Annotated in this window: 20 protein-coding genes and 4 tRNA genes (1 of these 24 cut by a window edge); 6 read left to right on the top strand and 18 right to left on the bottom strand. The window is 45.6% G+C overall.

What is annotated here, in order from left to right:
- The 5 genes from ACFFUV_RS22280 to orn form a co-directional block, all read right to left on the bottom strand.
- Positions 1 to 60, bottom strand: a tRNA-Met gene (locus ACFFUV_RS22280); it reaches 117 nt to the left of the window's first position.
- A gap of 163 nt (positions 61 to 223) precedes the next feature.
- Positions 224 to 299 (bottom strand) — tRNA-Gly (locus tag ACFFUV_RS22275).
- 34 nt (positions 300 to 333) lie between these two features.
- Positions 334 to 410 (bottom strand) — tRNA-Met (locus ACFFUV_RS22270).
- Positions 411 to 465: 55 nt separating this feature from the next.
- A tRNA-Gly gene (locus ACFFUV_RS22265) sits at positions 466 to 541 on the bottom strand.
- Positions 542 to 701: 160 nt separating this feature from the next.
- On the bottom strand, positions 702 to 1,247 hold the full coding sequence (gene orn / locus ACFFUV_RS22260; protein ID WP_390197737.1) for an oligoribonuclease: 546 nt from the start codon (positions 1,245 to 1,247) through the stop codon (positions 702 to 704).
- A 130-nt stretch (positions 1,248 to 1,377) separates the two neighbouring features.
- Between orn and rsgA the strand changes: the two genes are divergently transcribed.
- From rsgA to ACFFUV_RS22235, 5 genes are all read left to right on the top strand, one after another.
- Positions 1,378 to 2,433, top strand: coding sequence for a small ribosomal subunit biogenesis GTPase RsgA (gene rsgA, locus ACFFUV_RS22255; protein ID WP_390197734.1), 1,056 nt, complete (start codon positions 1,378 to 1,380; stop codon positions 2,431 to 2,433).
- Positions 2,434 to 2,540: 107 nt separating this feature from the next.
- Positions 2,541 to 3,398 carry an archaetidylserine decarboxylase gene (gene asd / locus ACFFUV_RS22250; RefSeq protein ID WP_390197730.1) on the top strand — a complete coding sequence of 286 codons (858 nt, stop codon included), beginning with the start codon at positions 2,541 to 2,543 and terminating at the stop codon, positions 3,396 to 3,398.
- A 151-nt stretch (positions 3,399 to 3,549) separates the two neighbouring features.
- Positions 3,550 to 4,437 (top strand): DMT family transporter, encoded by an 888-nt coding sequence (locus ACFFUV_RS22245; protein WP_390197727.1) that lies wholly within the window; start codon positions 3,550 to 3,552, stop codon positions 4,435 to 4,437.
- A gap of 297 nt (positions 4,438 to 4,734) precedes the next feature.
- A complete protein-coding gene (gpmM, locus tag ACFFUV_RS22240) occupies positions 4,735 to 6,267 on the top strand; it encodes a 2,3-bisphosphoglycerate-independent phosphoglycerate mutase (protein ID WP_390197724.1) in 1,533 nt (510 codons plus the stop codon).
- Positions 6,268 to 6,416: 149 nt separating this feature from the next.
- The gene (locus ACFFUV_RS22235) at positions 6,417 to 7,559 is read left to right on the top strand and encodes a murein hydrolase activator EnvC family protein (RefSeq protein ID WP_390197721.1); all 1,143 of its coding nucleotides are present in this window, start codon (positions 6,417 to 6,419) and stop codon (positions 7,557 to 7,559) included.
- A gap of 24 nt (positions 7,560 to 7,583) precedes the next feature.
- Here the strand turns inward: ACFFUV_RS22235 and ACFFUV_RS22230 are convergent, their stop codons facing one another.
- The 4 genes from ACFFUV_RS22230 to nudC all read right to left on the bottom strand — a co-directional run bounded on the left by ACFFUV_RS22230 (position 7,584) and on the right by nudC (position 11,480).
- Positions 7,584 to 8,540: a DHH family phosphoesterase gene (locus ACFFUV_RS22230; RefSeq protein WP_390197718.1), complete on the bottom strand. Its 957-nt coding sequence runs from the start codon at positions 8,538 to 8,540 to the stop codon at positions 7,584 to 7,586.
- Positions 8,541 to 8,620: 80 nt separating this feature from the next.
- Positions 8,621 to 9,256 carry a TetR/AcrR family transcriptional regulator gene (locus tag ACFFUV_RS22225; protein WP_390197716.1) on the bottom strand — a complete coding sequence of 212 codons (636 nt, stop codon included), beginning with the start codon at positions 9,254 to 9,256 and terminating at the stop codon, positions 8,621 to 8,623.
- 102 nt (positions 9,257 to 9,358) lie between these two features.
- Entirely contained in the window at positions 9,359 to 10,426 is a 1,068-nt protein-coding gene (hemE, locus tag ACFFUV_RS22220; protein WP_390197712.1) for a uroporphyrinogen decarboxylase, read from the bottom strand.
- A 250-nt stretch (positions 10,427 to 10,676) separates the two neighbouring features.
- Positions 10,677 to 11,480, bottom strand: a complete 804-nt coding sequence (nudC, locus tag ACFFUV_RS22215; protein WP_390197708.1) for an NAD(+) diphosphatase — start codon at positions 11,478 to 11,480, stop codon at positions 10,677 to 10,679.
- A 179-nt stretch (positions 11,481 to 11,659) separates the two neighbouring features.
- On the opposite strand from nudC, the gene rsd reads away from it, so the two are divergent.
- Positions 11,660 to 12,154 (top strand): sigma D regulator, encoded by a 495-nt coding sequence (rsd, locus tag ACFFUV_RS22210; protein ID WP_390197705.1) that lies wholly within the window; start codon positions 11,660 to 11,662, stop codon positions 12,152 to 12,154.
- A gap of 114 nt (positions 12,155 to 12,268) precedes the next feature.
- Here rsd and rpoC read toward each other — a convergent pair whose 3' ends face one another.
- The 9 genes from rpoC to ACFFUV_RS22165 form a co-directional block, all read right to left on the bottom strand.
- Positions 12,269 to 16,471 carry a DNA-directed RNA polymerase subunit beta' gene (gene rpoC / locus ACFFUV_RS22205; RefSeq protein WP_390197702.1) on the bottom strand — a complete coding sequence of 1,401 codons (4,203 nt, stop codon included), beginning with the start codon at positions 16,469 to 16,471 and terminating at the stop codon, positions 12,269 to 12,271.
- Between the two features lie 76 nt (positions 16,472 to 16,547).
- Positions 16,548 to 20,576 (bottom strand): DNA-directed RNA polymerase subunit beta, encoded by a 4,029-nt coding sequence (rpoB, locus tag ACFFUV_RS22200; RefSeq protein WP_390197700.1) that lies wholly within the window; start codon positions 20,574 to 20,576, stop codon positions 16,548 to 16,550.
- A gap of 231 nt (positions 20,577 to 20,807) precedes the next feature.
- The gene (gene rplL / locus ACFFUV_RS22195; protein WP_390197696.1) at positions 20,808 to 21,176 is read right to left on the bottom strand and encodes a 50S ribosomal protein L7/L12; all 369 of its coding nucleotides are present in this window, start codon (positions 21,174 to 21,176) and stop codon (positions 20,808 to 20,810) included.
- A 60-nt stretch (positions 21,177 to 21,236) separates the two neighbouring features.
- Positions 21,237 to 21,728, bottom strand: coding sequence for a 50S ribosomal protein L10 (gene rplJ, locus ACFFUV_RS22190; RefSeq protein WP_390197693.1), 492 nt, complete (start codon positions 21,726 to 21,728; stop codon positions 21,237 to 21,239).
- A 296-nt stretch (positions 21,729 to 22,024) separates the two neighbouring features.
- The gene (rplA, locus tag ACFFUV_RS22185) at positions 22,025 to 22,726 is read right to left on the bottom strand and encodes a 50S ribosomal protein L1 (protein WP_390197690.1); all 702 of its coding nucleotides are present in this window, start codon (positions 22,724 to 22,726) and stop codon (positions 22,025 to 22,027) included.
- 4 nt (positions 22,727 to 22,730) lie between these two features.
- A complete protein-coding gene (gene rplK / locus ACFFUV_RS22180) occupies positions 22,731 to 23,159 on the bottom strand; it encodes a 50S ribosomal protein L11 (protein ID WP_334555692.1) in 429 nt (142 codons plus the stop codon).
- A gap of 167 nt (positions 23,160 to 23,326) precedes the next feature.
- Complete coding sequence (nusG, locus tag ACFFUV_RS22175; RefSeq protein WP_390197686.1) at positions 23,327 to 23,875, bottom strand: transcription termination/antitermination protein NusG; 549 nt, start codon at positions 23,873 to 23,875, stop codon at positions 23,327 to 23,329.
- 13 nt (positions 23,876 to 23,888) lie between these two features.
- Positions 23,889 to 24,302: a preprotein translocase subunit SecE gene (gene secE / locus ACFFUV_RS22170; protein WP_390197683.1), complete on the bottom strand. Its 414-nt coding sequence runs from the start codon at positions 24,300 to 24,302 to the stop codon at positions 23,889 to 23,891.
- Between the two features lie 234 nt (positions 24,303 to 24,536).
- Positions 24,537 to 24,676 (bottom strand): EF-Tu C-terminal domain-related protein (locus tag ACFFUV_RS22165; protein WP_446697921.1); only part of this gene is annotated, 140 nt, incomplete at its 5' end.

Raw genomic sequence — 24,676 nt, 5'->3', positions numbered from 1 at the left:
TTTGAACCGACGACCTTCGGGTTATGAGCCCGACGAGCTACCAGGCTGCTCCACCCCGCGTCCGTATCATCATTCAAAGCATGATGAGCGCTTGAACCTTTCGAAAAAGGTAATTTGGAGCGACACACGAGGTTTCCGTTCTCTTCGTAAAGAGGCGTGACCCCAACCTTAGCAAGGTTGCGCTCTAATGAGCGGTGACGCTGTACCTTCCAAAGAAGGAAATTGGAGCGACACACGAGGTTCGAACTCGTGACCTCAACCTTGGCAAGGTTGCGCTCTACCAACTGAGCTAGTGTCGCGTATTACAAGAAACTGCATTCTTATAATTAAATTTGGTTGCGGGGGCCGGATTTGAACCGACGACCTTCGGGTTATGAGCCCGACGAGCTACCAGGCTGCTCCACCCCGCGTCCGTATCATCATTCAAAGCATGATGAGCGCTTGAACCTTCCGAAGAAGGAAATTTGGAGCGACACACGAGGTTCGAACTCGTGACCTCAACCTTGGCAAGGTTGCGCTCTACCAACTGAGCTAGTGTCGCCTTACAACGTTTCCGTCGTTTAGGGCTGCGAATTATAAGAGCATTTTTTTGTGATGCAAGTCCTTATTGAAAAAAATCTGTTTTTTTTTCTTAACTGATGAAAAACCCAGCAAAATTTTAGCTTTTGGTTAGTTTTCATCCTGATAACGCAGCCCTGTGCTTAGATAGTAAAAACGGTTTGACGGTAATACTGCAACTCCGCAATAGACTCACGGATATCGTCTAGCGCGAGGTGGCTGCCTTTTTTACTGAAGCCATCAAGCACTTCTGGTTTCCAACGGCGCGTCAACTCTTTTAAGGTGCTCACATCGATGTAGCGGTAATGGAAATAGCTTTCAAGCTTGGGCATATGTTTGTAGAGAAAACGGCGGTCTTGGCCAATACTGTTTCCACAAATCGGCGAAACACCAGCAGGTACCCATTGTTGCAAAAACTCAATGGTTTGTTCAATCGCTTGCTGCTCATCAACCGTACTTGCTTTTACACGGTCCACTAGACCACTGTTGGTGTGGGTTGTCGTGCACCAATCATCCATCTTTTGTAACTCAGATTCATTTTGATGAATCGCTAATACAGGGCCTTCTGCCAAGATATTTAGCTGTGCATCAGTAACAATCGTGGCGATTTCGATGATTTTATGCGTTTCAGGATCGAGCCCTGTCATTTCCAAATCGATCCAAATTAAGTTTTGATCGCTAAAGGACATACATCATTGCCTATTTGTTTAGTCGTAAAAAAGGTACTATACCCAAATTCAAATACCCAAGATAGTTTTGGCCAATAAAGCGTTCCACGCTTTTATTGGACTGACAGCAGAAAACAGAAAGTAGAGTGTTGTGGCAAAGAAGAAAAAGCTAACCAAGAGTCAAGTTAGACGAGTTCGAAATAATCAACATCGAAAACTCAAGCAAGAAAAAAATGACCAATGGGACGAAAACTCGTTAGGCCCGCAAAAGAGTGGTTTGGTGATTACGCGCTTTGGTCAACATGCTGATATCGAAGACCTGCAGACCAAAGAGGTTCATCGTTGTAACTTACGCCGAGGGGTTGAGAGCTTGGTCTCTGGCGATCTCGTTATGTGGCGTGCTGGCGCAGAAACCATGGATGGCATTTCAGGTGTCGTCGAAGCGGTCGAGCCTCGTCGCTCTATCCTAACTCGCCCTGACTATTACGATGGCCTAAAACCAGTAGCAGCCAATGTCGATCAAATGGTCATCGTCTCTTCGGTGTTGCCTGAGCTATCACTCAATATCATCGATCGCTATTTAATTGCCTCTGAAACTCTGAAAATTGCGCCTCTGTTGGTTCTTAACAAAGTCGATTTACTTGACGTTCAGCAACGCGAACAATACCAACAATGGCTCAATGAATACCAAAAAATCGGATACAAGGTGCTACTGGTCAGTAAAGAGTCCGGCGAAGGTATCGCTGCTCTTGAAGCCGAACTCGGTGGGCGTGTCAATATCTTCGTCGGCCAGTCAGGGGTAGGAAAATCGAGTCTCGTCAATGCATTAATGCCTGGCCTTGATGTAGAAGAAGGGGATGTTTCTGAAACCTCTGGGCTTGGTCAACACACCACGACGGCGGCGCGTTTATATCACATCCCATCAGGGGGCGACCTCATCGATTCGCCCGGAGTCCGCGAATTCGGTCTATGGCATTTGGAAGCGGAAGAAATCACCCAAGCGTTTGTGGAGTTTCGACCGTATCTCGGTGGATGTAAGTTCCGTGACTGTAAACACTCAGATGATCCCGGTTGTATTCTTCGTGAAGCGGTTGAAAAAGGGGAAATTAGCGAGCTTCGTTATCAAAATTATCATCGCATTATCGAAAGTATGTCGGAGAACAAGGCGAATCGTCAGTTCTCACGTAGCAAGAAAGCTGACTTGTAACCAAGTTAGCGATTTAAGTATATGAATGCTGACTTTCATTTATGATTTGATTAGTATCGCACGCCCTAAATGACATTGAACTTTGATTGAAATTGGAATCACATCCTATGGATAAATTGAAAGTTAGACTCCAGTACTGGATACCACAACACGGCTTGACCCGTGTGATGGGCAAATTAGCTTCAGCCAAAGCTGGCAGTCTGACCACCGCGGTCATTCGTTGGTTTATTAAACACTACAAGGTCAATATGGATGAAGCGTTACATCCAGACCCTACGCACTACAAAAGTTTTAACCAATTTTTTGTCCGAGAACTAAAACCCGGTGTTCGTCCTATTGCAGACGGTGACGAAGTCATCACCCATCCTGCAGACGCATGTGTGAGCCAATTTGGCCCTATTGATGATGGCCAACTTATTCAGGCAAAGGGGCACCGCTATTCAGCGTTAGAACTATTGGGTGGCGATGAAGCGCTTGCTCAAGAGTTCGATCAAGGGGCGTTTGCGACGCTTTACTTGTCTCCACGTGACTATCACCGTGTGCACATGCCTTGTGATGGAACCTTGCGTCAAATGATTTACGTGCCGGGTGATCTATTTTCGGTTAATCCATTAACGGCCGAGAATGTACCAAACCTGTTTGCGCGCAATGAACGCGTCGTGTGCATCTTCGATACCGAGTTTGGCCCTATGGCTCAAGTCCTCGTCGGCGCAACGATCGTGGGTAGTATTGAACTCGTTTGGGCGGGCACCGTCACTCCACCACGTGGAAACACGGTTTATCGCTGGGATTATCCCGCGCAAGGTGATAAATCTGTCGTGCTGAAAAAAGGTGAGGAAATGGGGCGCTTTAAACTAGGCTCAACCGTTATCAACCTGTTTGCTAAGGATCGTATCCGCTTTGATGATTCAATGCTTCATGAAGTCCCAACCGTGATGGGCAGCGCTTACGCCCATAAACAATAATTAAAGTGCTGCATTCACTTCTCTAAGCCTCAGGAAACTGAGGCTTTTTTATTGCTAATAAATTTACCAGCTCATTAGTTTAACAGTTTGTTTTTGATAAAAACTCGGGCATATTATTCGCCTATTTTCACCGCATATTGATAGGTAATTTATGGGCTACGAATGGCTCGCTTTGGCAGCAGCATTTCTTTGGGCTATTGCAGGCCTAATGTCCGTTATTCCCGCTCAGCACCTTGGGACCTTTGCCTATAGCCGCTGGCGTATGGGTTGTACATCGCTCATGCTCTCATGTATGGCCTTATTCACTGGCGGATGGTGGAGCCTTGAATGGACGACGCTATCGGCAATGATGCTCTCTGGTCTGGTTGGTATTTTTATTGGCGACACTGCGCTCTTTGCGTGTTTAAACCGAATGGGGCCTCGTCAATCTGGGTTACTTTTCTCTTGTCACGCCGTCTTTTCTGCTGTGATTGGTTATTTCCTGTTTAGTGAAACCATGACCAATATGGAACTACTTGGTTCCGCATTGGTATTTACTGGTGTTTTGACAGCGATCTTTTTTGGGCGACGCAAACAAACGACACCGAGTCTGGATGACATTAAGGGGAATATTTGGCTGGGCATTGGGTTAGGAATTCTTGCTGCGCTGTGTCAGGCCATGGGCGGAATTATTGCGAAACCCGTGATGCAGACCGATATCGACCCCGTGGCCGCTTCTGCCATTCGTATGATTTCTGCCTTCATCGCTCACTCTGTGCTGTGGTTGTTCGGCGCAAAAGTCGCGAAGGCACGTAAAGCGATGACTTCTCGCATTTTTATTATTACTGCCGTCAACGCGTTTTTAGCCATGGCTTTGGGCATGACGCTCATTCTTTACGCTTTACGTGAAGGAAATGTGGGAATGGTCGCCTTACTCTCTTCGACGACACCCATTATGCTACTGCCGATATTATGGATTTACACGAAACAACGCCCGAACCGTTTTGCATGGATTGGCGCGGTTGTCGCAGTCATTGGGACTGGAATTTTAGTGCAATAATCGATGAAGGCACCAAGATAGCTTAAAGGTGTCTAATAACTGCTATCTATGAGCATGATAGTCATTTTCATCTTTCAATTTGTTACAAGTTCGCTGAAAATAGACTCAACAGAAATGCATTGTGGCGAGATGAGGTCGATACGAAAAACGGTCAAAATTGAAAGAGAGCAACACGCCATCACAAACAATATTTGATCTTAACCTACAGTTTTGGTTAAAAAGTGTAGTAAAGTTACGCTAGTTTTGTATTGAGGTCATCAAGACCCACAGTTACTAATATTTGACGAGGTCATAACTATGTCTGCTAAGAAGCCAATCGCTCTAGTGATTCTTGACGGCTACGGTCACCGAGAAGATTCCGCAAGCAATGCCATTGCTAACGCTAAAACTCCGGTTATGGATAGCCTATTAAGCAGCCGCCCTAACACCCTTATCTCAGCCTCTGGGTTGGATGTGGGTCTACCTGATGGTCAGATGGGTAACTCAGAAGTTGGCCACACCAACATCGGTGCAGGTCGTGTTGTTTATCAAGATCTTACCCGTATCACCAAATCCATCGCGGATGGAGAGTTCGCATCAACTCCAGCTCTAGTTGACGCTATTGATAAAGCCGTTGCGGAGAACAAAGCCGTTCATATCATGGGCTTGATGTCTCCAGGTGGTGTTCACTCTCACGAAGATCATATCTACGCAGCAGTAGAAATGGCGGCAGCACGTGGCGCTGAAAAGATCTACCTACACTGCTTCCTTGATGGTCGTGATACACCACCACGCAGTGCAGAAAATTCATTAAAACGTTTTGATGCGCTATTTGCGAAACTCGGTAAAGGTCGCATCGCATCATTGGTTGGTCGCTACTACGCTATGGACCGTGATAACAACTGGGATCGCGTTCAATTTGCCTATGACTTATTGACTCAAGCAAAAGGCGAATACACCTTTGATTCTGCTGTAGCAGGCCTTGAAGCCGCTTATGGTCGAGAAGAGAACGATGAGTTTGTTAAAGCCACTGTCATCAAAGCTGACGGCCAAGAAGATGCGGCGATGCAAGATGGCGATGCGGTTATCTTTATGAACTACCGTGCGGACCGTGCTCGTCAAATCACTCGTACTTTTGTACCTGACTTTGATGGATTTGAGCGTGAAGTATTCCCTGCTGTCAACTTCGTTATGCTGACTCAATATGCAGCGGATATTCCTCTAACAACCGCTTTCCCACCAGCCTCGCTAGAAAACACATACGGTGAATGGCTATCGAAGAAAGGTCAAACTCAGCTCCGTATTTCAGAAACAGAAAAATACGCGCACGTTACTTTCTTCTTTAATGGCGGCGTTGAAAACGAGTTTGATGGTGAAGAACGTCAACTGGTGGCATCACCAAAAGTCGCGACCTATGATCTTCAACCTGAGATGAGCTCTACCGAGCTGACCGATAAACTGGTTGCTGCGATCAAATCAGGTAACTACGACACCATCATTTGTAACTACCCGAACGCTGACATGGTTGGCCACACAGGGGTTTACGAAGCAGCAGAAAAAGCAATTGAGGCATTGGATCAATGTTTAGGTCGCGTCATTGAAGCCATCGAAGAAGTGGACGGTCAATTACTGATCACCGCTGACCACGGTAATGCTGAAATGATGGTAGACCCAGAGACTGGTGGCACTCACACGGCACATACTAACTTGCCTGTACCATTAGTTTATGTAGGCAGTAAAGACGTTGAACTTGTGTCTGGAGGTAAACTCTCTGATTTGGCACCAACGATGTTGTCACTGTCAGGTTTGGACATTCCACAAGAAATGACTGGTCAAGTCCTGGTAAAATAAGGCTCTGACACAGTAGAAAAAGCCCAGCATTCTCGCTGGGCTTTTTGTTTCTCAAACCAAGGTCACAGCTAAGTTTTTACATTCCTCTTTCTTCTTATAAAAATCTTTGGGTATACTGAATGCCCAGCAATACTAAGGAAAAGCAAGGAATGACAGCCACTTCGGTCTCTTTTCGACACACCAACCGTCTCTCCACTCTGTTATTGACCGCGGTTTGTTCAATGTCATTCTTTAGCATGAATAGTGGTGCCGCTTCGCAAGCTGAGCTCAAAGGCGTCTCTGGTGAAATCAGTCGCCAACAAAAATCCTTAAGCCAACAAAAACAGCAGCTTGATAGCCTACAAAAACAACTCAAGCAACAAGAGCTTGGAATCAGTAATGTCGAAAAAGAGATTCGTCAAACTCGTAGTGCATTAGCTAAGACGGAAGACAATATCAAGCAACTCGAAGCCAACGTAACCGAACTCGAACAGCAACAAACCCAGCAAAGCAAACAACTCGAAGAACTACTCAAAACCTATTATATAACCAAACGAGCCAAAGCCACCTCAAACCTTCTCAATAACGATGCAGAAGCGGATCGTATCAGCCAGTACTTTCAATACCTTGCAAAACAGCGAGCCAACGTTATCAAAGAGTTGGAACAGACAGTCACCAAGTTGGATGACAATCGCCGCCAACTTGATTTACAGAAGCAGCAAACGACTGCGCTGTTGGAAAAGCAAACTCGTAAGCGTGATCAATTAGCCAAGGGACAATCTGAGCGGCAAAGCACCGTCAGCAAAATTAAGAAAAGCATTTCTGGTGATCAAGTTTACCTCTCCGAACTACGTCGCAACGAAACTCGTCTCAAAGCAGAAATTGCCAAAGCCGCCAAGCGTAATAATGTCCCTATGGATGGCCTAGCTCGCCATAAAGGAAAACTGCCATGGCCAGTAGAAGGACGCATTTTACATCGTTATGGTTCAGCTCAAACCGGCCAACTAAATTGGAAAGGTCTGGTTATCGATGCGAACTACGGTGAAGCCGTCAAAGCCGTCTATTCTGGCCGAGTGGTATTTGCCGATTACCTGCGCGGATATGGTTTAGTGGTTCTGCTTGACCATGGTAAGGGGGATATGACGTTGTATGGGTTTAACCAAAGCCTACTCAAAAAAGAGGGTGATAAGGTCAAAGCCGGTGACACGATTGCGCGCGCAGGCAATACCGGTGGACAAAGCCAAGCCTCACTGTATTTTGAAATTCGCCGAAACAGCGTAACCCAAAACCCAACATCTTGGCTTCGTCGCTAGATAAACTAAGCGTAGTAGTTATAACTAAGCGTAGTAGTTGGCTACGCGCTGAATAAACTCATCTAACTGCGACTTAGGCAAAGCATTAATGCCCGCCGCGGCTTCTCGTCCGCCCCCCGTCGTAAACTCGCTACACAGTGTGCCAGCACCTTGCTTGTTCGCCAACGGTGCACGCAATGACACTGTATAAGTATCATCGGCATTATCAGTAACCACCGCATGTGCGCTCTCATGATGTTGGTTGGCCAGTAAATTCCCATACACGCCGCTAATTCGTCGTGACGCTTTACTATTCGGTAAACAGAAAACGCTCAGCGCCGCATTTTGGAAATATGGCTGACATGCGAGCGCTTGATTCAAATCGTCTTCGTACGCTTGTTTAAGCGTGGAGTAAGGGGAGTTTGGGTCCTTGATGACATCAAACGGTGAGGCGTAGCCTAAAAGCGCTTGATACAGCTCTGCAGGATGATAGTGAAGGTCATCCAGTTGTTCACCATATCCGTTGTAATTAATCAGTGTTCCTAACGCTTTGAGCTGCTCACATTGTATTTCGGTTAAGCCAGCCTGCATTGCCAGTTGGTCAGCACGGGCGATCATGTTATCCCCATACGCCGCCGTAATTGCCCATAAATGATATTCTCCATGCAGGTAACGGTCGATAATCAGCGCCGTACATGCATTCGCATCGAGATCGATATGGGCTTCAAGCTGCGCATGTTGAGGAATCTCTCCCGCTTGATGATGATCGGCGTAAAACACCGATGCGCCAGACTCAAGAACATTACGCAACGCGTCAGCGTTCTTAGCCATGGATATATCCAAAACCGTCACACTGTCTTGAGCCGTCGCCTCAACTTGCTTGAGTAACTGAATATCTCGTTTAACACCAGTAATAAGCTTGGTATTTTTGGGAGACTTAAGACGCAGCTGAAGAAGCGCAATGATGCCATCAGCATCGCCATTAAACACGTCATAATGCATTACGGTTTGACCTTAAAAGAAAAAAGCAGACTTCACTTTACTGATAAGTCTGCTTGGTAGGAAATGAGGTTTGGTTATATCTAAGCGTGAATCGCTTTTACACCATCGGCTAACAGGTCAAGTTGATCCACGCCTTGTTCAGTCGCTTTCGGTTTAAGTACCGAAATCATTTGTAACATGCCGCGATGAATGACCTCTTCAGTGATATCCGTTTTTAACGACATAGCGGATTGATAGCCTAACCAACTCGATGCCATCATATGCAAGGTCGTCGTAAGGCTTAGCATCTCATCATCTTCAAGTTCAAGGAGTTCTAGGCGAACGAATTCGCGCATGATATTTTTCAAATTGCCCTGCAACTTATCTTGGACTTGAATGTATTCTTCATGCAACCGTTCATCACGCTGAAGAATTTCCGGTAAATTGGCGTAAAAGAAGCGATATTTCCACATCAAAGTAAAAATAGAATCGAGATAATGCTTAAGTAAAACCAAGCTTTCACTTTGTTCGTGTATCGGAGTAAACCGCTCTAATAACTCACCAGAATAGAGCGCAAAAATCTCACGGACAATTTCTTGCTTGTTTCGAAAGTGGTAGTAAAGGTTCCCAGGGCTAATTTCGATATGAGCCGCTATATGGTTGGTGGTGATATTTCGTTCGCCTTTTTGATTAAAAAGCTCCAATGCAGCGGAAACGATTTTATCGCGCGTTTTCATTTAGTAGCCAAGCCTATTTATTGAATAACAAAAGTATAATGTGGACCCTGTGAATAACAAAAGGCGCTCTCAGATGAAAGCGCCTTTTGGGTCAAAAATGCATTATTTGTGATATGGCTTAGAGAGTTGGTGTACCGCATCAACAAAAACACCCGCATTTTCCGGCGGCACATCGAGATGAATACCATGACCCAAGTTAAATACATGGCCAGTATTGTCGTGCCCGTAACCCTCTAAAATACTCGCAACTTCTTCGCGAATACGCTCTGGTGACGCATAGAGCATTGATGGGTCCATGTTCCCTTGCAGTGCAACCTTATCACCAATACGGGCTTTAGCCTCAGCGATGTTGATCGTCCAATCTAACCCCACCCCATCGCAACCTGTCGCGGCAATTTTTTCTAGCCACATACCGCCATTCTTAGTAAACAGCGTAACAGGAACGCGGCGTCCGTCATTCTCACGAATTAACCCATCGACGATTTTATGCATGTACTGTAGGGAGAATAAGTTGTAATCACGAGGTGTAAGAACACCACCCCAAGTATCAAAAACCATCACTGACTGGGCTCCGGCTTTAATCTGGGCATTGAGATATTCAATGACGCTATCCGACAATTTATCAAGCAGTGCATGCAGTGTTTGCGGCTCGGCGTACATCATCTTTTTGATTTTAGTGAACGCCTTGGAACTTCCCCCCTCAACCATGTAGGTTGCGAGAGTCCAAGGGCTGCCAGAGAAACCAATCAGTGGTACTTCACCTTGCAAATCTTTACGAATTTGGCGCACCGCATTCATCACATATTGCAACTCACCTTCAGGGTCAGGTAAACCAATCTTATCGACATCAGCTTTGCAGGTAATAGGACGTTGAAACTTTGGGCCTTCTCCTGCTTCAAAATACAAACCTAACCCCATAGCATCAGGAATGGTCAGGATATCGGAAAATAGAATCGCAGCATCTAAAGGAAAGCGACGTAATGGCTGAAGAGTCACCTCTGATGCGAGTTCAGCATTACGGCATAGAGACATAAAATCCCCTGCTTGAGCGCGAGTCTCACGATATTCAGGTAGATAACGTCCCGCTTGACGCATCATCCATACTGGCGTGCAATCGACAGGCTGCTTTAGCAGTGCACGAAGATAACGGTCATTTTTTAATTCACTCATTACGATTCTCAACTCTTTTTTACGTCTTTGTCTGGACTGTATCCTAACATCGTTTTGATCGCAAAAAGCGAGCCGTTTGCAATCTGGATCATGTTATTAACTTTTAAATCAATGCGTCATTTGCAACCAGTCGGTAACGGTGTTAAAAATTTGATCGCTAGCGAAAATTACAATTACAAACACTGAGTAGTCACTACTCAGGATCTCATAACGACATCTTACTTACCCCCTCCCTCTCGGAGGGTTTTTTTTAATTTTCCGTTTCTGCACGAATCTGTGCCACCGTATGTTCGATAAGTTCTCTCGCGATGGTCCCCTTCGGTGCTAATTCTGGTAATTCATCCGGAGAATACCAGCGAGCATCACTGAGCTCAGTGTAATCAGGCTTCACCGTTCCACTCTCATAATCCGCCAAATAAGCCATCATCATACTGGATGGAAACGCCCAGGGCTGGCTACCAAAGTAACGAATGTTGGTCACTGTAATGCCGGTTTCTTCCATAACTTCACGAGCGACACATTGCTCGAGTGTTTCTCCAATCTCGACGAAGCCAGCAATAACGGTATACATACCAGTTTTATGCCGTGGATGCTGAGCCAACAGAATTTGTCCTTGTTTACGCACTGCTACAATGATGCAAGGAAAAATCCTCGGATAATGTAGCGTTCGGCAGTCGTTACACTGCATTGCCAATTGATTATGGTTAAGATGATTGCGCCCACCGCATTGAGGGCAAAAACGTTCACTTTGAATCATATGACCAAATTGCACCGCTCGGCTTAAAAGCAGAAACTCTTGCTCAGTGAATTCAAGGCAGTCACGTAGCGATACCATATTCCGCGGAGTCAACGCTGAATCAGAGGTAAGTGATTCATCGACCCAAAGTACAGGCACCCCTTTATGCACCCCAATCTGTACAGCATGCTCTAACGGCAGTTGAAAGCTCTCTGAACTCCCATACGGTATAACACCATCTTCTAACCAAATTGTACTTCCTGACACAACACACCAGTAACTTAGCGTCTGATGGTTAAGGTGTTTGTTGTTTAACATTCCAGATCCTCGTCGCTTGAAGTTCACCCATTTTACTGGCAATCTAAATTCACGCCAGAGTTTGTAGTTTATGATTTTTATGACTATAAATTCTAGTAAGGACAAGAGTTTGTATCTCTATATTTCGCTTTAATGACAAAGCTTTCTGATCACCGGAGATGTGATCCGATCATGAGGGCATGATCATGCTAAATAAATTTAAAAGAACACAAGAACAGTGGGGTGGCTCGAGTGAAGTCATCGATCACTGGCTCGATAAACGCCAAGCGCTGCTCGTAGAATACTGCAAATTAGCCTCTGGCAAACCGTGTAATAATAAGCACTCTATACCTCGTTTACCTAAAGTCACCGAAATCGGCTATTTCTGCGAACACCTCGTTGACTACATCTCTGAAGGCCACTTCAAAATTTATAATATGGTGATGGACAAATGGCGCTCAACAGGATTTGAAGCGACCGACGAAATCAACCAAACCTATGGCAAAATCGTACTCACTACTGATCCATTACTCAGTTTTACCGATAAATATGAAAATGTGCCGGAAGACGACGACTTGGAAGAGTTCAATAGCGATCTTTCGCTCATTGGAGAAATTCTAGAAGTTCGTTTTGAAGAAGAAGACGAACTGATACAGCAAATTGCGGATAGCTTAGCAATTCCACCCGGCGCTTAAAACCTTCATTGGGCATGTTGGATCAAATAGCCTCTTATCACTGACTATTTTATATGTGAATTAGAAAAGCAAAAAGGCACCCTAGGGTGCCTTTTTCATATTCACGTTAGTGAATTACTCTTCGGTAGAGAAACCTGCGTTCAATAGAGCCGCTAGGTTATCCGTTGCTTGTTCAGCAGATGGACCTTCTTGCTCTTTGTTACGTTGGTTTTGACGCTCTTGGTGATACGCGAAACCAGTACCTGCTGGAATCAAGCGACCCACAATAACGTTCTCTTTCAGGCCGCGTAGATCATCACGCTTACCTGATACCGCCGCCTCTGTCAGTACGCGAGTCGTTTCTTGGAACGACGCTGCTGAGATAAAGGATTCGGTTGCTAGAGACGCCTTAGTGATACCAAGCAGCTCACGCTCAAAGCGTGCTGGCTCTTTACCTTCCGCTTCTAGTTCACGGTTAGCAATCTTAACTTGTGAGTATTCAACTTGCTCACCAGCCAAGAATTCAGAGTCACCAGCATGAGTAATGATACACTTACGCAGCATTTGACGAACGATCGTTTCAATGTGCTTATCGTTAATCTTAACACCTTGTAGACGGTATACTTCTTGAACTTCATTCGCGATGTATTGAGTCACTGCGTGGATACCACGTAGACGCAAGATATCGTGTGGAGACTCAGGACCGTCGGCGATAACATCACCACGCTCAACCTTCTCACCTTCAAACACGTTAAGCTGACGGTGTTTCGGAATCATCTCTTCGTAATTCTCACCGTTTTCACGAGTGATAATTAAACGACGTTTACCTTTCGTCTCTTTACCGAAGCTCACAGCACCTGTGTGTTCAGCAAGGATTGCAGGCTCTTTTGGCTTACGAGCTTCAAACAAGTCAGCAACGCGTGGAAGACCACCGGTGATGTCTCGGTTTCCGCCTGATTTCTGAGGAATACGAGCAAGCGTATCACCCACACCAACTTCTGCGCCATCTTCGATGTTGACGATCGCTTTACCCGGTAGGAAGTAATGCGCTGGCATTTCAGTACCAGGAATCATTACATCGTTACCTTGCTCATCAATCAGTTTGATAGCTGGACGCATATCTTTACCGGCAGATGGACGGGCAGCAGGTTCTGTTACTTCGCTTGAAGAAAGACCCGTTAGATCATCAGTTTGACGAGATACAGTCACACCATCAATCATATCTACAAATTGGATACGACCTGCCACTTCAGTGATGATTGGCATCGTGTGCGCTTCCCAGTTTACAACGGTTTGACCCGCTTCAACCGTATCGCCATCACCTTTGCTCAACAAAGAGCCGTAAGGTAATTTGTGTTTCTCTTTGGTACGACCAAATTCATCGATAATCGTCAACTCAGCAGCACGTGATGTAATGACCAGCTTGCCGTCTTTGTTGGTTACGAATTTCGCATTGTGCAGCTTCATTGAACCATTGTTCTTAACTTGAACACTGTTCTCAGCCGCCGCTGTCGATGCCGCACCACCGATGTGGAACGTACGCATGGTTAGCTGTGTACCTGGTTCACCGATAGATTGTGCGGCGATAACACCCACAGATTCACCTTGGTTAACCAAGTGACCACGAGCAAGGTCACGACCGTAACATTGTGAACAACAACCGAAGTCAGAATCACAGGTTACAACAGAGCGAACTTTGATCTTATCAACCGAGTTCTCTTCCATGATCTGACACCACTTCTCATCAATCAGAGTGTTACGTGGAATCAGAACATCATCAGTACCTGGCTTAAGAATATCTTCAGCAACTACACGACCTAGTGCCAACTCTGTCAGTGGAACTTTAACATCACCACCTTCAATGTGCGGCATCATGTCCACACCTTCGTGTGTACCACAATCGTGCTCAGTAACCACAACGTCTTGAGCAACGTCAACCAGACGACGAGTTAGGTAACCCGAGTTTGCTGTTTTCAGTGCTGTATCCGCAAGACCCTTACGTGCACCGTGGGTTGAGATAAAGTACTGAAGTACGTTTAGACCTTCTTTAAAGTTCGCAGTGATTGGCGTTTCGATGATTGAACCATCTGGACGCGCCATCAGACCACGCATACCTGCTAGCTGACGAATCTGTGCAGCAGAACCACGAGCGCCCGAGTCAGCCATCATGTAGATGCTGTTAAACGACTCTTGCTGTTCTTCTTCACCATCACGGTTAACCACGGTTTCAGATGATAGGTTTTCCATCATCGCTTTCGCTACGCGATCATTGGTTGATGCCCAAATATCGATCACTTTGTTGTAGCGCTCACCCGCAGTCACCAGACCAGATTGGTACTGCTCTTGGATTTCGCGAACTTCTTCTTCTGCTTCCGAGATTTCAGTGTATTTCGCGGCTGGTACAACCATATCGTCGATACCAACAGAAACACCAGAAAGTGCTGCGTAAGCGAAACCGGTGTACATGATTTGGTCAGCAAAGATAACGGTATCTTTCAGACCAAGTTTACGGTACGCCTCGTTAAGCAGGTTAGAAATCTGTTTCTTACCTAGCTTTTGGTTAACGATGCTAAATGGCAGACCTTTCGGTACGATTTGCCACAACATTGCACGACCAACGGTAGTGTCTACCATTTTGGTCTCTGTTGTGCTGTTACCATCTTCGTCAACAACGGTTTCAGTAATACGAACTTTTACACGAGCGTGCAATTCAGCCGTCTTGGTGCGGTATGCCTTCTCAGCCTCTTCTGGGCCAGCAAGGTACATGCCTTCACCTTTCACGTTGATCTTTTCACGTGTCATGTAGTAAAGACCCAATACAACGTCCTGAGAAGGTACGATGATCGGATCACCTGACGCTGGCGACAGAATGTTGTTTGTCGACATCATCAGCGTACGAGCTTCTAGCTGTGCTTCTAGCGTTAGAGGCACGTGTACCGCCATTTGGTCACCATCGAAGTCCGCGTTATATGCCGCACACACTAGTGGGTGTAGCTGAATCGCTTTACCTTCGATAAGTACAGGTTCAAACGCCTGAATACCAAGACGGTGAAGTGTTGGTGCACGGTTAAGTAGCACTGGGTGTTCACGGATAACTTCATCCAGAATATCCCATACAACCGCTTCTTCGCGCTCTACCATTTTCTTAGCCGCTTTGATCGTAGTCGCAAGACCACGAGTTTCTAGCTTGCTGTAGATAAATGGTTTAAATAGCTCAAGTGCCATCTTCTTAGGAAGACCACACTGGTGTAGACGAAGGTATGGACCTACTGTGATTACAGAACGGCCTGAGTAGTCTACACGTTTACCAAGTAGGTTCTGGCGGAAACGACCTTGTTTACCCTTGATCATATCAGCAAGAGATTTCAGAGGACGTTTGTTAGAACCTGTGATCGCACGACCACGACGACCGTTATCAAGAAGCGCATCAACAGACTCTTGCAGCATACGCTTTTCGTTACGTACGATGATGTCCGGAGCCGCTAGCTCTAGAAGACGTTTCAAACGGTTGTTACGGTTGATCACACGACGGTATAGATCGTTCAAATCAGAAGTCGCAAAACGACCGCCATCTAGTGGTACTAGAGGACGTAGATCTGGCGGAAGAACAGGAAGAACGGTTAGGATCATCCATTCTGGATTGTTACCAGACGCCACAAATGCTTCAACTAACTTAAGACGTTTCGTGATCTTCTTACGTTTCGTTTCAGAGTTTGTTGACTCTAATTCTTCACGCATTTGCTCAGCTTCAGCCTGAAGATCCATTGCCGCTAGAAGATCTTTGATGGCTTCAGCACCCATCTTAGCAGTGAATTCATCACCCCATTCTTCTAGACGATCTAGGTATTCTTCTTCAGTTAGCATCTGACCTTTTTCAAGATCAGTCATACCTGGCTCAGTCACGACGTACATTTCAAAGTAAAGTACGCGTTCGATATCACGCAGTGGGATATCCATCAACAAACCGATACGAGACGGCAGTGATTTGAGGAACCAGATGTGAGCAACAGGAGAAGCTAGCTCGATGTGGCCCATACGGTCACGGCGAACTTTAGTTTGCGTGACTTCAACGCCACACTTCTCACAGATAACACCACGGTGTTTCAGGCGCTTGTATTTACCACAAAGACATTCGTAATCTTTTACTGGACCAAAAATACGCGCACAGAAAAGACCATCGCGCTCAGGCTTGAACGTACGATAGTTGATCGTTTCAGGTTTTTTAACTTCACCAAAAGACCATGAACGGATCATGTCTGGTGAAGATAGACCGATTTTGATTGCATCAAATTCTTCGGTCTTATGCTGTGCTTTTAGAAAGTTTAATAAGTCTTTCACAATCAGCTCCTGTAAGGAGTTAAAAAGGAGCCCACCGCAACAGTGAGCACCTTTCTACCAGATAATCCCGTGGGGATTACTCTTCGTCTTCTAGCTCGATGTTGATACCTAGCGAGCGAATCTCTTTCAACAATACGTTGAACGATTCTGGCATACCAGGTTCCATCGAATGGTTTCCGTCGACGATGTTCTTATACATCTTCGTACGGCCGTTAACGTCATCAGACTTAACGGTTAGCATTTCTTGTAGAGTGTAAGCCGCACCGTATGCTTCCAGTGCCCATACTTCCATCTCACCGAAGCGCTGACCACCAAACTGAGCTTTACCACCAAGCGGTTGTTGAGTAACCAAGCTGTAAGAGCCGGTTGAACGCGCGTGCATCTTATCATCAACCAAGTGGTTCAGTTTGAGCATGTACATGTAACCAACGGTAACCGGACGCTCAAATGCATCACCAGTACGACCATCAAACAAGGTTAACTGACCTGATTCTGGCAAGTCTGCCAATTTCAGTAGGTTCTTGATTTCTGGTTCAGTCGCACCGTCAAAGACAGGCGTTGCGACTGGCAGACCACCACGTAGGTTAGAGATCAGTGTACGAACTTCGTCATCCGTTAGGCTTGCCACATCGATCTTCTGACGTGTATCACCAAGATTGTACACTTGTTGCAAGAAGTCACGGAACTTCGCTAACTCTTGCTGCTCTTTGACCATTTGGTTGATCTTGTCACCGATACCTTTCGCTGCCAGACCTAAGTGAACTTCTAGGATCTGACCGATGTTCATACGCGACGGTACACCCAGTGGGTTTAGCACGATATCAACAGGTTGACCTTTTTCATCATAAGGCATGTCTTCAACAGGGTTAATCTTAGAGATAACACCCTTGTTACCGTGACGACCCGCCATCTTATCACCAGGTTGAATGCGACGTTTAACCGCTAAGTAAACTTTAACGATCTTCAGTACGCCTGGTGCAAGATCATCACCTTGAGTGATCTTACGACGCTTGGTTTCAAATTTCTTATCGAATTCCGCTTTTAGCTCATCGTTTTGCTCTGCTAGTTGTTCTAGCTGAGATTGAAGTGCATCATCTTCAAGCGTTAGCTCAAGCCACTTCTTACGGTCGATGCTGTCAAGCTTCGCTTCAGAATATCCACCTTCAAGCAGAACAGACTTAACGCGAGCCAGTAGACCACCTTCCAGAATCTGGAATTCTTCGGTCAAATCTTTCTTCGCTTCTTTAAGCTGCATTTGCTCGATTTCAAGCGCACGCTTGTCTTTCTCTACGCCATCGCGAGTAAAGACTTGAACGTCGATGATGGTACCTGAAACTGAATTTGGTACACGCAGTGAAGTGTCTTTCACATCCGATGCTTTTTCACCGAAGATCGCACGTAGTAGCTTCTCTTCTGGCGTTAGCTGAGTTTCACCTTTTGGTGTTACTTTACCAACTAGGATGTCGCCACCCTTAACTTCAGCACCAATGTAAACGATACCTGACTCGTCCAATTTAGACAGAGCCGATTCACCTACGTTTGGAATATCCGCTGTGATCTCTTCTGCGCCAAGCTTAGTATCACGCGCCACACAAGAAAGCTCTTGAATGTGGATAGTCGTGAAACGGTCTTCTTGAACAACACGTTCAGAAACAAGGATCGAGTCCTCGAAGTTGTAACCGTTCCAAGGCATGAATGCGATACGCATGTTTTGGCCAAGCGCCAACTCACCAAGGTCAGTTGAAGGACCATCTGCAAGAACATCACCACGCAACACTAGTTCACCAGGCATCACACAAGGACGTTGGTTAATACAAGTGTTTTGGTTCGAACGTGTGTATTTAGTCAGATTGTAGATATCGATACCCGCTTCACCAGGAATCAATTCATCATCATTGACCTTCACGACGATACGTGATGCGTCAACAGACTGAATCACACCACCACGTTTAGCAACTGCAGTAACACCAGAGTCAACGGCGATATTGCGTTCAATACCGGTACCAACAAGTGGTTTCTCTGCTTTCAGAGTCGGTACTGCCTGACGTTGCATGTTCGCACCCATCAAGGCACGGTTCGCATCATCGTGTTCTAGGAACGGGATAAGCGATGCCGCGATAGATACAACTTGGTTCGTTGCAACGTCCATATAGTTAACATGGTCACGTGGGTGAAGACCGGATTCACCTTTTTGACGTGCGGTGATCAGCTCGTCTGCAAATGTGCCGTCTTCGTTTAATTTTGTGTTCGCCTGCGCGATAACAAATTGGCCTTCTTCGATAGCAGATAGGTAATCTACTTCGTCAGTCACCACGTTATCGACAACGCGACGGTATGGGGTTTCTAGGAAACCAAACTCATTACAACGAGCAAACGCTGATAGTGAGTTAATCAAACCGATGTTTGGACCTTCCGGCGTTTCGATAGGACATAGACGACCGTAGTGAGTTACGTGTACGTCACGTACTTCGAAACCAGCACGTTCACGAGTTAGACCGCCAGGACCCAATGCAGAAATACGACGTTTGTGCGTGACTTCTGAAAGCGGGTTGTTTTGGTCCATAAATTGTGAAAGCTGAGAAGAACCAAAGAATTCTTTAACAGCCGCTGAAATCGGCTTAGCATTGATCAAGTCTTGAGGCATGATCGCATCAAGATCACCAAGGCTTAGGCGCTCTTTCACAGCACGCTCAACACGAACCAGACCAACACGGAATTGGTTCTCGGCCATTTCACCAACGCTACGGATACGACGGTTACCTAGGTGGTCGATATCATCAACCTCACCTTTACCGTTACGAATCGCGATAAGCTTCTTCATCACTTCGATGATGTCGGTTTCGTCTAGCGTACCTTGATCTTGTGCATCTTCACGACCGATAGAGCTGTTGAACTTCATACGGCCAACAGTCGATAGATCGTAACGCTCTTCAGAGAAGAACAAGCTTTCAAACAGCGCTTCAGCCGCTTCTTTCGTTGGCGGCTCGCCAGGGCGCATCATGCGATAGATTTCAACTAGCGCAGAAATGCGGTCAACAGTGCTATCAATACGCACCGTTTCCGAGATAAACGGACCATGGTCAAGGTCGTTAGTGAACAACGTTTGCAGTGCTTTATGACCCGCTTGAGACAAGTTCGCTAGAGCTTCTAACGTGATCTCCTGGTTCGCAGCAATGATAACTTCGCCAGTTGCTTCGTTGATATAATCTTTAGAAGAAACTTTACCTACGATGTACTCAACAGGTACTTCGATATGTTCAACGCTGTCTTTTTCAAGTTGGCGAATGTGACGCGCAGTCACACGACGACCTTGCTCAACGTAAACTTTACCGTCTGCTTCAATATCAAACGTTGCCGTTTCACCACGTAGACGCTCAGGTACCAACTCCATCAATAGAGTTTGGTCTTTAACTTGGAAGTTCACTTTTTCGAAGAAAGTATCCAAAATTTCTTCGGTAGACTTACCAAGTGCGCGCATGATGATTGACGCTGGCAGTTTACGACGACGGTCAATACGTACGTATAAGTTGTCTTTAGGGTCAAATTCGAAATCTAACCATGAACCACGGTAAGGAATAATACGCGCGTTATACAGTACTTTACCTGATGAGTGGGTCTTACCCTTATCGCTGTCGAAGAATACGCCAGGGCTTCTGTGCAGCTGGGATACGATAACCCTCTCGGTACCATTAATTACGAAGGTACCATTGTCTGTCATGAGTGGAATTTCACCCATGTAGACTTCTTGTTCTTTAATGTCTTTTACAGTACCTGCTGGCGCGTCTTTATCAAAAATAACCAAGCGTAGTTTTACGCGTAGTGGTTTTGAATAAGTTACACCGCGAATTTGACATTCTTTAACGTCAAAAACTGGCTCACCAAGACGGTAGCTAACGTATTGCAGCTCAGAGTTGCCGTTGTAGCTCTGAATTGGAAATACAGAACGGAAAGCAGCCTCAAGACCATATTGCCCTTCAGGATCCTGTTCGATGAACTTGTCGAACGAATCGAGCTGGATCGATAGCAGGTATGGAATGTCCAACACTTGTGGACGAGTACCAAAGTCCTTACGGATGCGCTTTTTCTCGGTATAAGAGTAAACCATGGGGTTCCTCAGCTCGCTGATAAGTGACCCAAACTGTCTCTCATTCTTTATGAGACAGTGACTAACAACTGTTTTTATGTAGTGACACTTCATTGTGTAGAAACGAAATGTTTTTTGCTGGATAAAGGCGCTTAAACAGCGGGAAAAATCGCCTATACCCTACAGCGCAAAAAGGCCGGTGGTCAATAAACCACCAGCCATTAGCCGTTAGGCTAAGAGATTAAGTATAAATTACTTGATCTCAACAGATGCACCAGCTTCTTCTAGTTGAGCTTTAAGAGCTTCAGCTTCTGCTTTCTCAATACCTTCTTTAAGAGGTGCTGGAGCGCCGTCAACTAGAGCTTTAGCTTCTTTAAGACCTAGGCCAGTTGCGCCACGTACTGCTTTGATAACAGCAACTTTGTTACCGCCAGCAGCAGTAAGAACTACGTCAAACTCAGTTTGCTCAGCAGCAGCTTCGCCGCCAGCAGCGCCGCCAGCTACAACAGCAGCAGCAGCAGAAACGCCGAATTTTTCTTCCATCGCTTCGATAAGTTCAACAACTTGCATTACAGACATTTCTGCAACTGCGTCTAGGATTTGCTCGTTAGTAATAGACATAACAATTCTCTTTTAAGTCAACAATAATTTTATTTTGCAACCAGTAAAAAGCAAGCTTTATTAAGCAGCTTCTTGTTTTTGATCGCGGACAGCAGCGATAGTACGTACCAGCTTGCCAGCAGAAGCTTCTTTCATGCACATCATTAGGCGTGCAATTGCTTCGTCGTAAGTTGGTAGTGTCGCTAGTACGTTAGCGTCAGTAACTGCGCCTTCAAATGCAGCAGCTTTAACCTCGAATGTGTCGTTCTCTTTAGCGAAGTCTTTGAAAAGACGCGCTGCAGCACCTGGGTGCTCATTAGAGAACGCAATCAAAGTAGGACCAGTGAAAGTGTCAGTTAGACACTCGTAGTCAGTACCTTGAACCGCACGGCGTGCTAGAGTATTACGCACAACTCGCATGTAAACGCCCGCTTCACGCGCTTGTTTACGTAGAGCTGTCATTGCGCTTACTTCAACGCCACGAGAGTCAGCTACAACTGCAGAAAGTGCACCACTGGCTGCTTCGTTGACTTCAGCAACAATTGCTTTTTTGTCTTGAAGATTTAAAGCCATCTTGGATTTACTCCTGGTTGTCGATACACCACTCACTATTATCACAACAGTGAGAGCTATTGAGGTGCGTCCCAGAAGAAAGGAAACCCATTCTTTAATATAAAAAATGAAATCTTTCTGTCAGGTTCGGGCACCATCTACGTAGGACAATTAAGTTAATCAAAATTGAATAACACCTACGGTCTTGGACGGAGACTGGGTCATCATCAGCAAACGAATTTGCTCATCAAAGTTCAGCCCCAACCACAAATATTAGGCGCGAAATTATACATAAATTTCGCGCCTAGGCAAACAAATTAAGCTTGAGTGTTCAGAGTAGCCTGATCCACTGCAACGCCAGCACCCATAGTTGTAGAGATGCTAACTTTCTTCAGGAAAGTACCTTTCGCTGAAGATGGTTTTGCTTTCTTGATTGCAATAAGAAGAGCTTCTAGATTCTCTTTCAATTGGTCAGTTTCGAAAGAAACTTTACCAATTGTAGTGTGAACGATGCCGTTCTTGTCGTTACGGTAACGAACCTGACCCGCTTTAGCGTTCTTAACTGCTTCAGCAACGTTAGGAGTTACAGTACCAACTTTAGGGTTTGGCATAAGACCACGAGGACCAAGAATAGTACCTAATTGACCGACAACGCGCATTGCATCTGGAGAAGCAACAACAACGTCAAAGTCCATTACGCCTTTCTTAACTTGCTCAGCTAGATCTTCCATACCCACTAGGTCAGCGCCAGCTTCTTTCGCAGCTTCAGCGTTTGCACCTTGAGTGAATACAGCAACGCGGATTTCACGACCAGTACCGTGTGGTAGTACAGTTGCACCACGTACGTTTTGGTCAGATTTACGAGCGTCGATACCTAGATTTACAGCAACGTCCACAGACTCAACGAATTTTGCAGTTGCAAGTTCTTTAAGAAGAGCAACAGCTTCGTTAATTTCGTATTCTTTAGTCACTTCCACTTTTTCGCGGATAGTGCGCATGCGCTTAGTTAGTTTTGCCATGATCTTAACCCTCTACCACTAGGCCCATTGAACGAGCAGTACCTGCGATAGAACGTTTCATCGCTTCGATGTCAGCACCAGTCATATCCGCAGCTTTAGTTTCTGCGATTTCTTGGATTTGCGCGTCAGTCACAGTACCCACTTTTTCAGTGTTTGGACGACCAGAACCAGACTTAACGCCTGCTGCTTTCTTAAGAAGAACGGCTGCAGGTGGAGTCTTAGTGATGAACGTGAAAGAACGGTCGCTGTATACAGTGATAACAACTGGAGTCGGTAGACCTTTCTCTAGAGATTCTGTTTTTGCGTTGAACGCTTTACAGAATTCCATGATGTTAACACCGTGTTGACCTAGAGCAGGACCAACTGGTGGACTTGGGTTTGCCATACCCGCTGCAACTTGCAGCTTGATATAAGCTTCAACTTTCTTAGCCATGATATATCCTAATTTATGGGTTCAGACGCTTATCAGCCGATAAGCTCCCCGCTTTTACATAAGAACTTTTCACTTCAATAGAAGCAAAAAGGCGCGAAATTATAGTCATAATTCACGCCTTATACAACCCTAAAAAGGTGATTTTTTATACTCTTTACGGGAGAGTATTAGTCGAGTTTTTCAACCTGACCAAATTCGAGTTCAACCGGTGTCGCACGACCAAAGATCGATACAGACACTTTAACGCGGCTCTTCTCGTAATCCACTTCTTCGACTGTACCGTTAAAGTCAGCAAATGGTCCTTCGTTAACACGAACCACTTCACCCGCCTCAAACATCGTTTTAGGACGCGGTGCTTCATTTGCTTTCTCAAGACGGTTCAGAATCGCATCGGCTTCCTTATCGGTGATAGGTGCCGGACGATCAGAGGTACCACCAATGAAGCCCATGACACGTGGCACACTGCGTACTAGGTGCCATGATTCATCGTTCATGATCATCTGTACCAATACGTAGCCAGGGAAGAATTTACGTTCTGACTTACGACGTTGACCTGCACGCATTTCAACGACTTCTTCAGTAGGAACTAATACTTCACCGAACAGCTCTTCCATGCCGTGCATTTTAATATGCTCACGCAGAGATTGAGCCACACGACCTTCAAATCCAGAAAAGGCTTGAACCACGTACCAGCGTTTTTTTGGAGCTTCACTCATGAATAAGAACCCTCTATACCCCAGTCACTAATGCCACTAAACGAACCATCAGTCCGTCAATGCCCCATAGTGCTAGAGCCATTACAATACTTACAGCCAAAACGATAAAAGTCGTTTGCGTTGTTTCTTGGCGAGTAGGCCAAACCACTTTACGAACTTCCATACGTGCTTCGCGAGCGAACGTGATCGCAGCTTTACCTTTAACAGTAGTAGCTAACACACCCAGCGCAGCTACAACCAGTACTACTGCACCAGCAGCACGGGCAACCACGTTTAGGTTATAATACGTAAAGTCTGAATTTGGACCACTTCCACCCAAAAGTGCGTTTCCCACAACAGCGGCAGCTAGCAGAACAAAAGCGACGATCCACTTAAATGTATCTGCGGCACTTGAGCTATCAGGAGTTTCAGCATTATTTGCTTTCATAAAACCAACCTGTCACAAGTCTTACTATAGACGACAACAACCCCGCTGTTGCAGGGCAAATCCATAAAGCACCAAGTATAATCACTTGATGCACGCTTTTATTGGCTCAGAGCAAATTCTCAACCAAAAAATTCCTGCTTTGTTGCTTTCTTGTTCAAGAAAACAACAACAATTATATGCAGTGCATAAAAAGGGCATCAAATGATGCCCTTTTTGGTGTTACTTCGTCAAATATTATTCAACGATTTTAGCTACAACACCAGCGCCTACTGTACGGCCACCTTCGCGGATTGCGAAACGTAGACCTTCATCCATTGCGATTGGAGCGATTAGCTCTACAGTCATTTGGATGTTGTCGCCTGGCATTACCATTT

The sequence above is a fragment of the Vibrio olivae genome, assembly GCF_042428525.1.
Lineage (GTDB): Bacteria > Pseudomonadota > Gammaproteobacteria > Enterobacterales > Vibrionaceae > Vibrio > Vibrio olivae.
The sequence above is the reverse complement of the archived record's forward strand: the minus strand, read 5'-3'. Positions and strand labels throughout refer to the sequence as shown.

Coding starts and splice junctions, on each gene's coding strand:
- ACFFUV_RS22245 (WP_390197727.1), top strand. CDS start 3,550: ATGGGCTACGAATGGCTCGCTTTGGCAGCAGCATTTCTTTGGGCTATT.
- orn (WP_390197737.1), bottom strand. CDS start 1,247: ATGTCCTTTAGCGATCAAAACTTAATTTGGATCGATTTGGAAATGACA.
- hemE (WP_390197712.1), bottom strand. CDS start 10,426: ATGAGTGAATTAAAAAATGACCGTTATCTTCGTGCACTGCTAAAGCAG.
- rpoB (WP_390197700.1), bottom strand. CDS start 20,576: ATGGTTTACTCTTATACCGAGAAAAAGCGCATCCGTAAGGACTTTGGT.
- rsd (WP_390197705.1), top strand. CDS start 11,660: ATGATCATGCTAAATAAATTTAAAAGAACACAAGAACAGTGGGGTGGC.
- secE (WP_390197683.1), bottom strand. CDS start 24,302: ATGAAAGCAAATAATGCTGAAACTCCTGATAGCTCAAGTGCCGCAGAT.
- nusG (WP_390197686.1), bottom strand. CDS start 23,875: ATGAGTGAAGCTCCAAAAAAACGCTGGTACGTGGTTCAAGCCTTTTCT.
- rplA (WP_390197690.1), bottom strand. CDS start 22,726: ATGGCAAAACTAACTAAGCGCATGCGCACTATCCGCGAAAAAGTGGAA.
- rplK (WP_334555692.1), bottom strand. CDS start 23,159: ATGGCTAAGAAAGTTGAAGCTTATATCAAGCTGCAAGTTGCAGCGGGT.
- asd (WP_390197730.1), top strand. CDS start 2,541: ATGGATAAATTGAAAGTTAGACTCCAGTACTGGATACCACAACACGGC.
- rplL (WP_390197696.1), bottom strand. CDS start 21,176: ATGTCTATTACTAACGAGCAAATCCTAGACGCAGTTGCAGAAATGTCT.
- gpmM (WP_390197724.1), top strand. CDS start 4,735: ATGTCTGCTAAGAAGCCAATCGCTCTAGTGATTCTTGACGGCTACGGT.
- rplJ (WP_390197693.1), bottom strand. CDS start 21,728: ATGGCTTTAAATCTTCAAGACAAAAAAGCAATTGTTGCTGAAGTCAAC.
- ACFFUV_RS22230 (WP_390197718.1), bottom strand. CDS start 8,540: ATGCATTATGACGTGTTTAATGGCGATGCTGATGGCATCATTGCGCTT.
- ACFFUV_RS22225 (WP_390197716.1), bottom strand. CDS start 9,256: ATGAAAACGCGCGATAAAATCGTTTCCGCTGCATTGGAGCTTTTTAAT.
- nudC (WP_390197708.1), bottom strand. CDS start 11,480: ATGTTAAACAACAAACACCTTAACCATCAGACGCTAAGTTACTGGTGT.
- ACFFUV_RS22235 (WP_390197721.1), top strand. CDS start 6,417: ATGACAGCCACTTCGGTCTCTTTTCGACACACCAACCGTCTCTCCACT.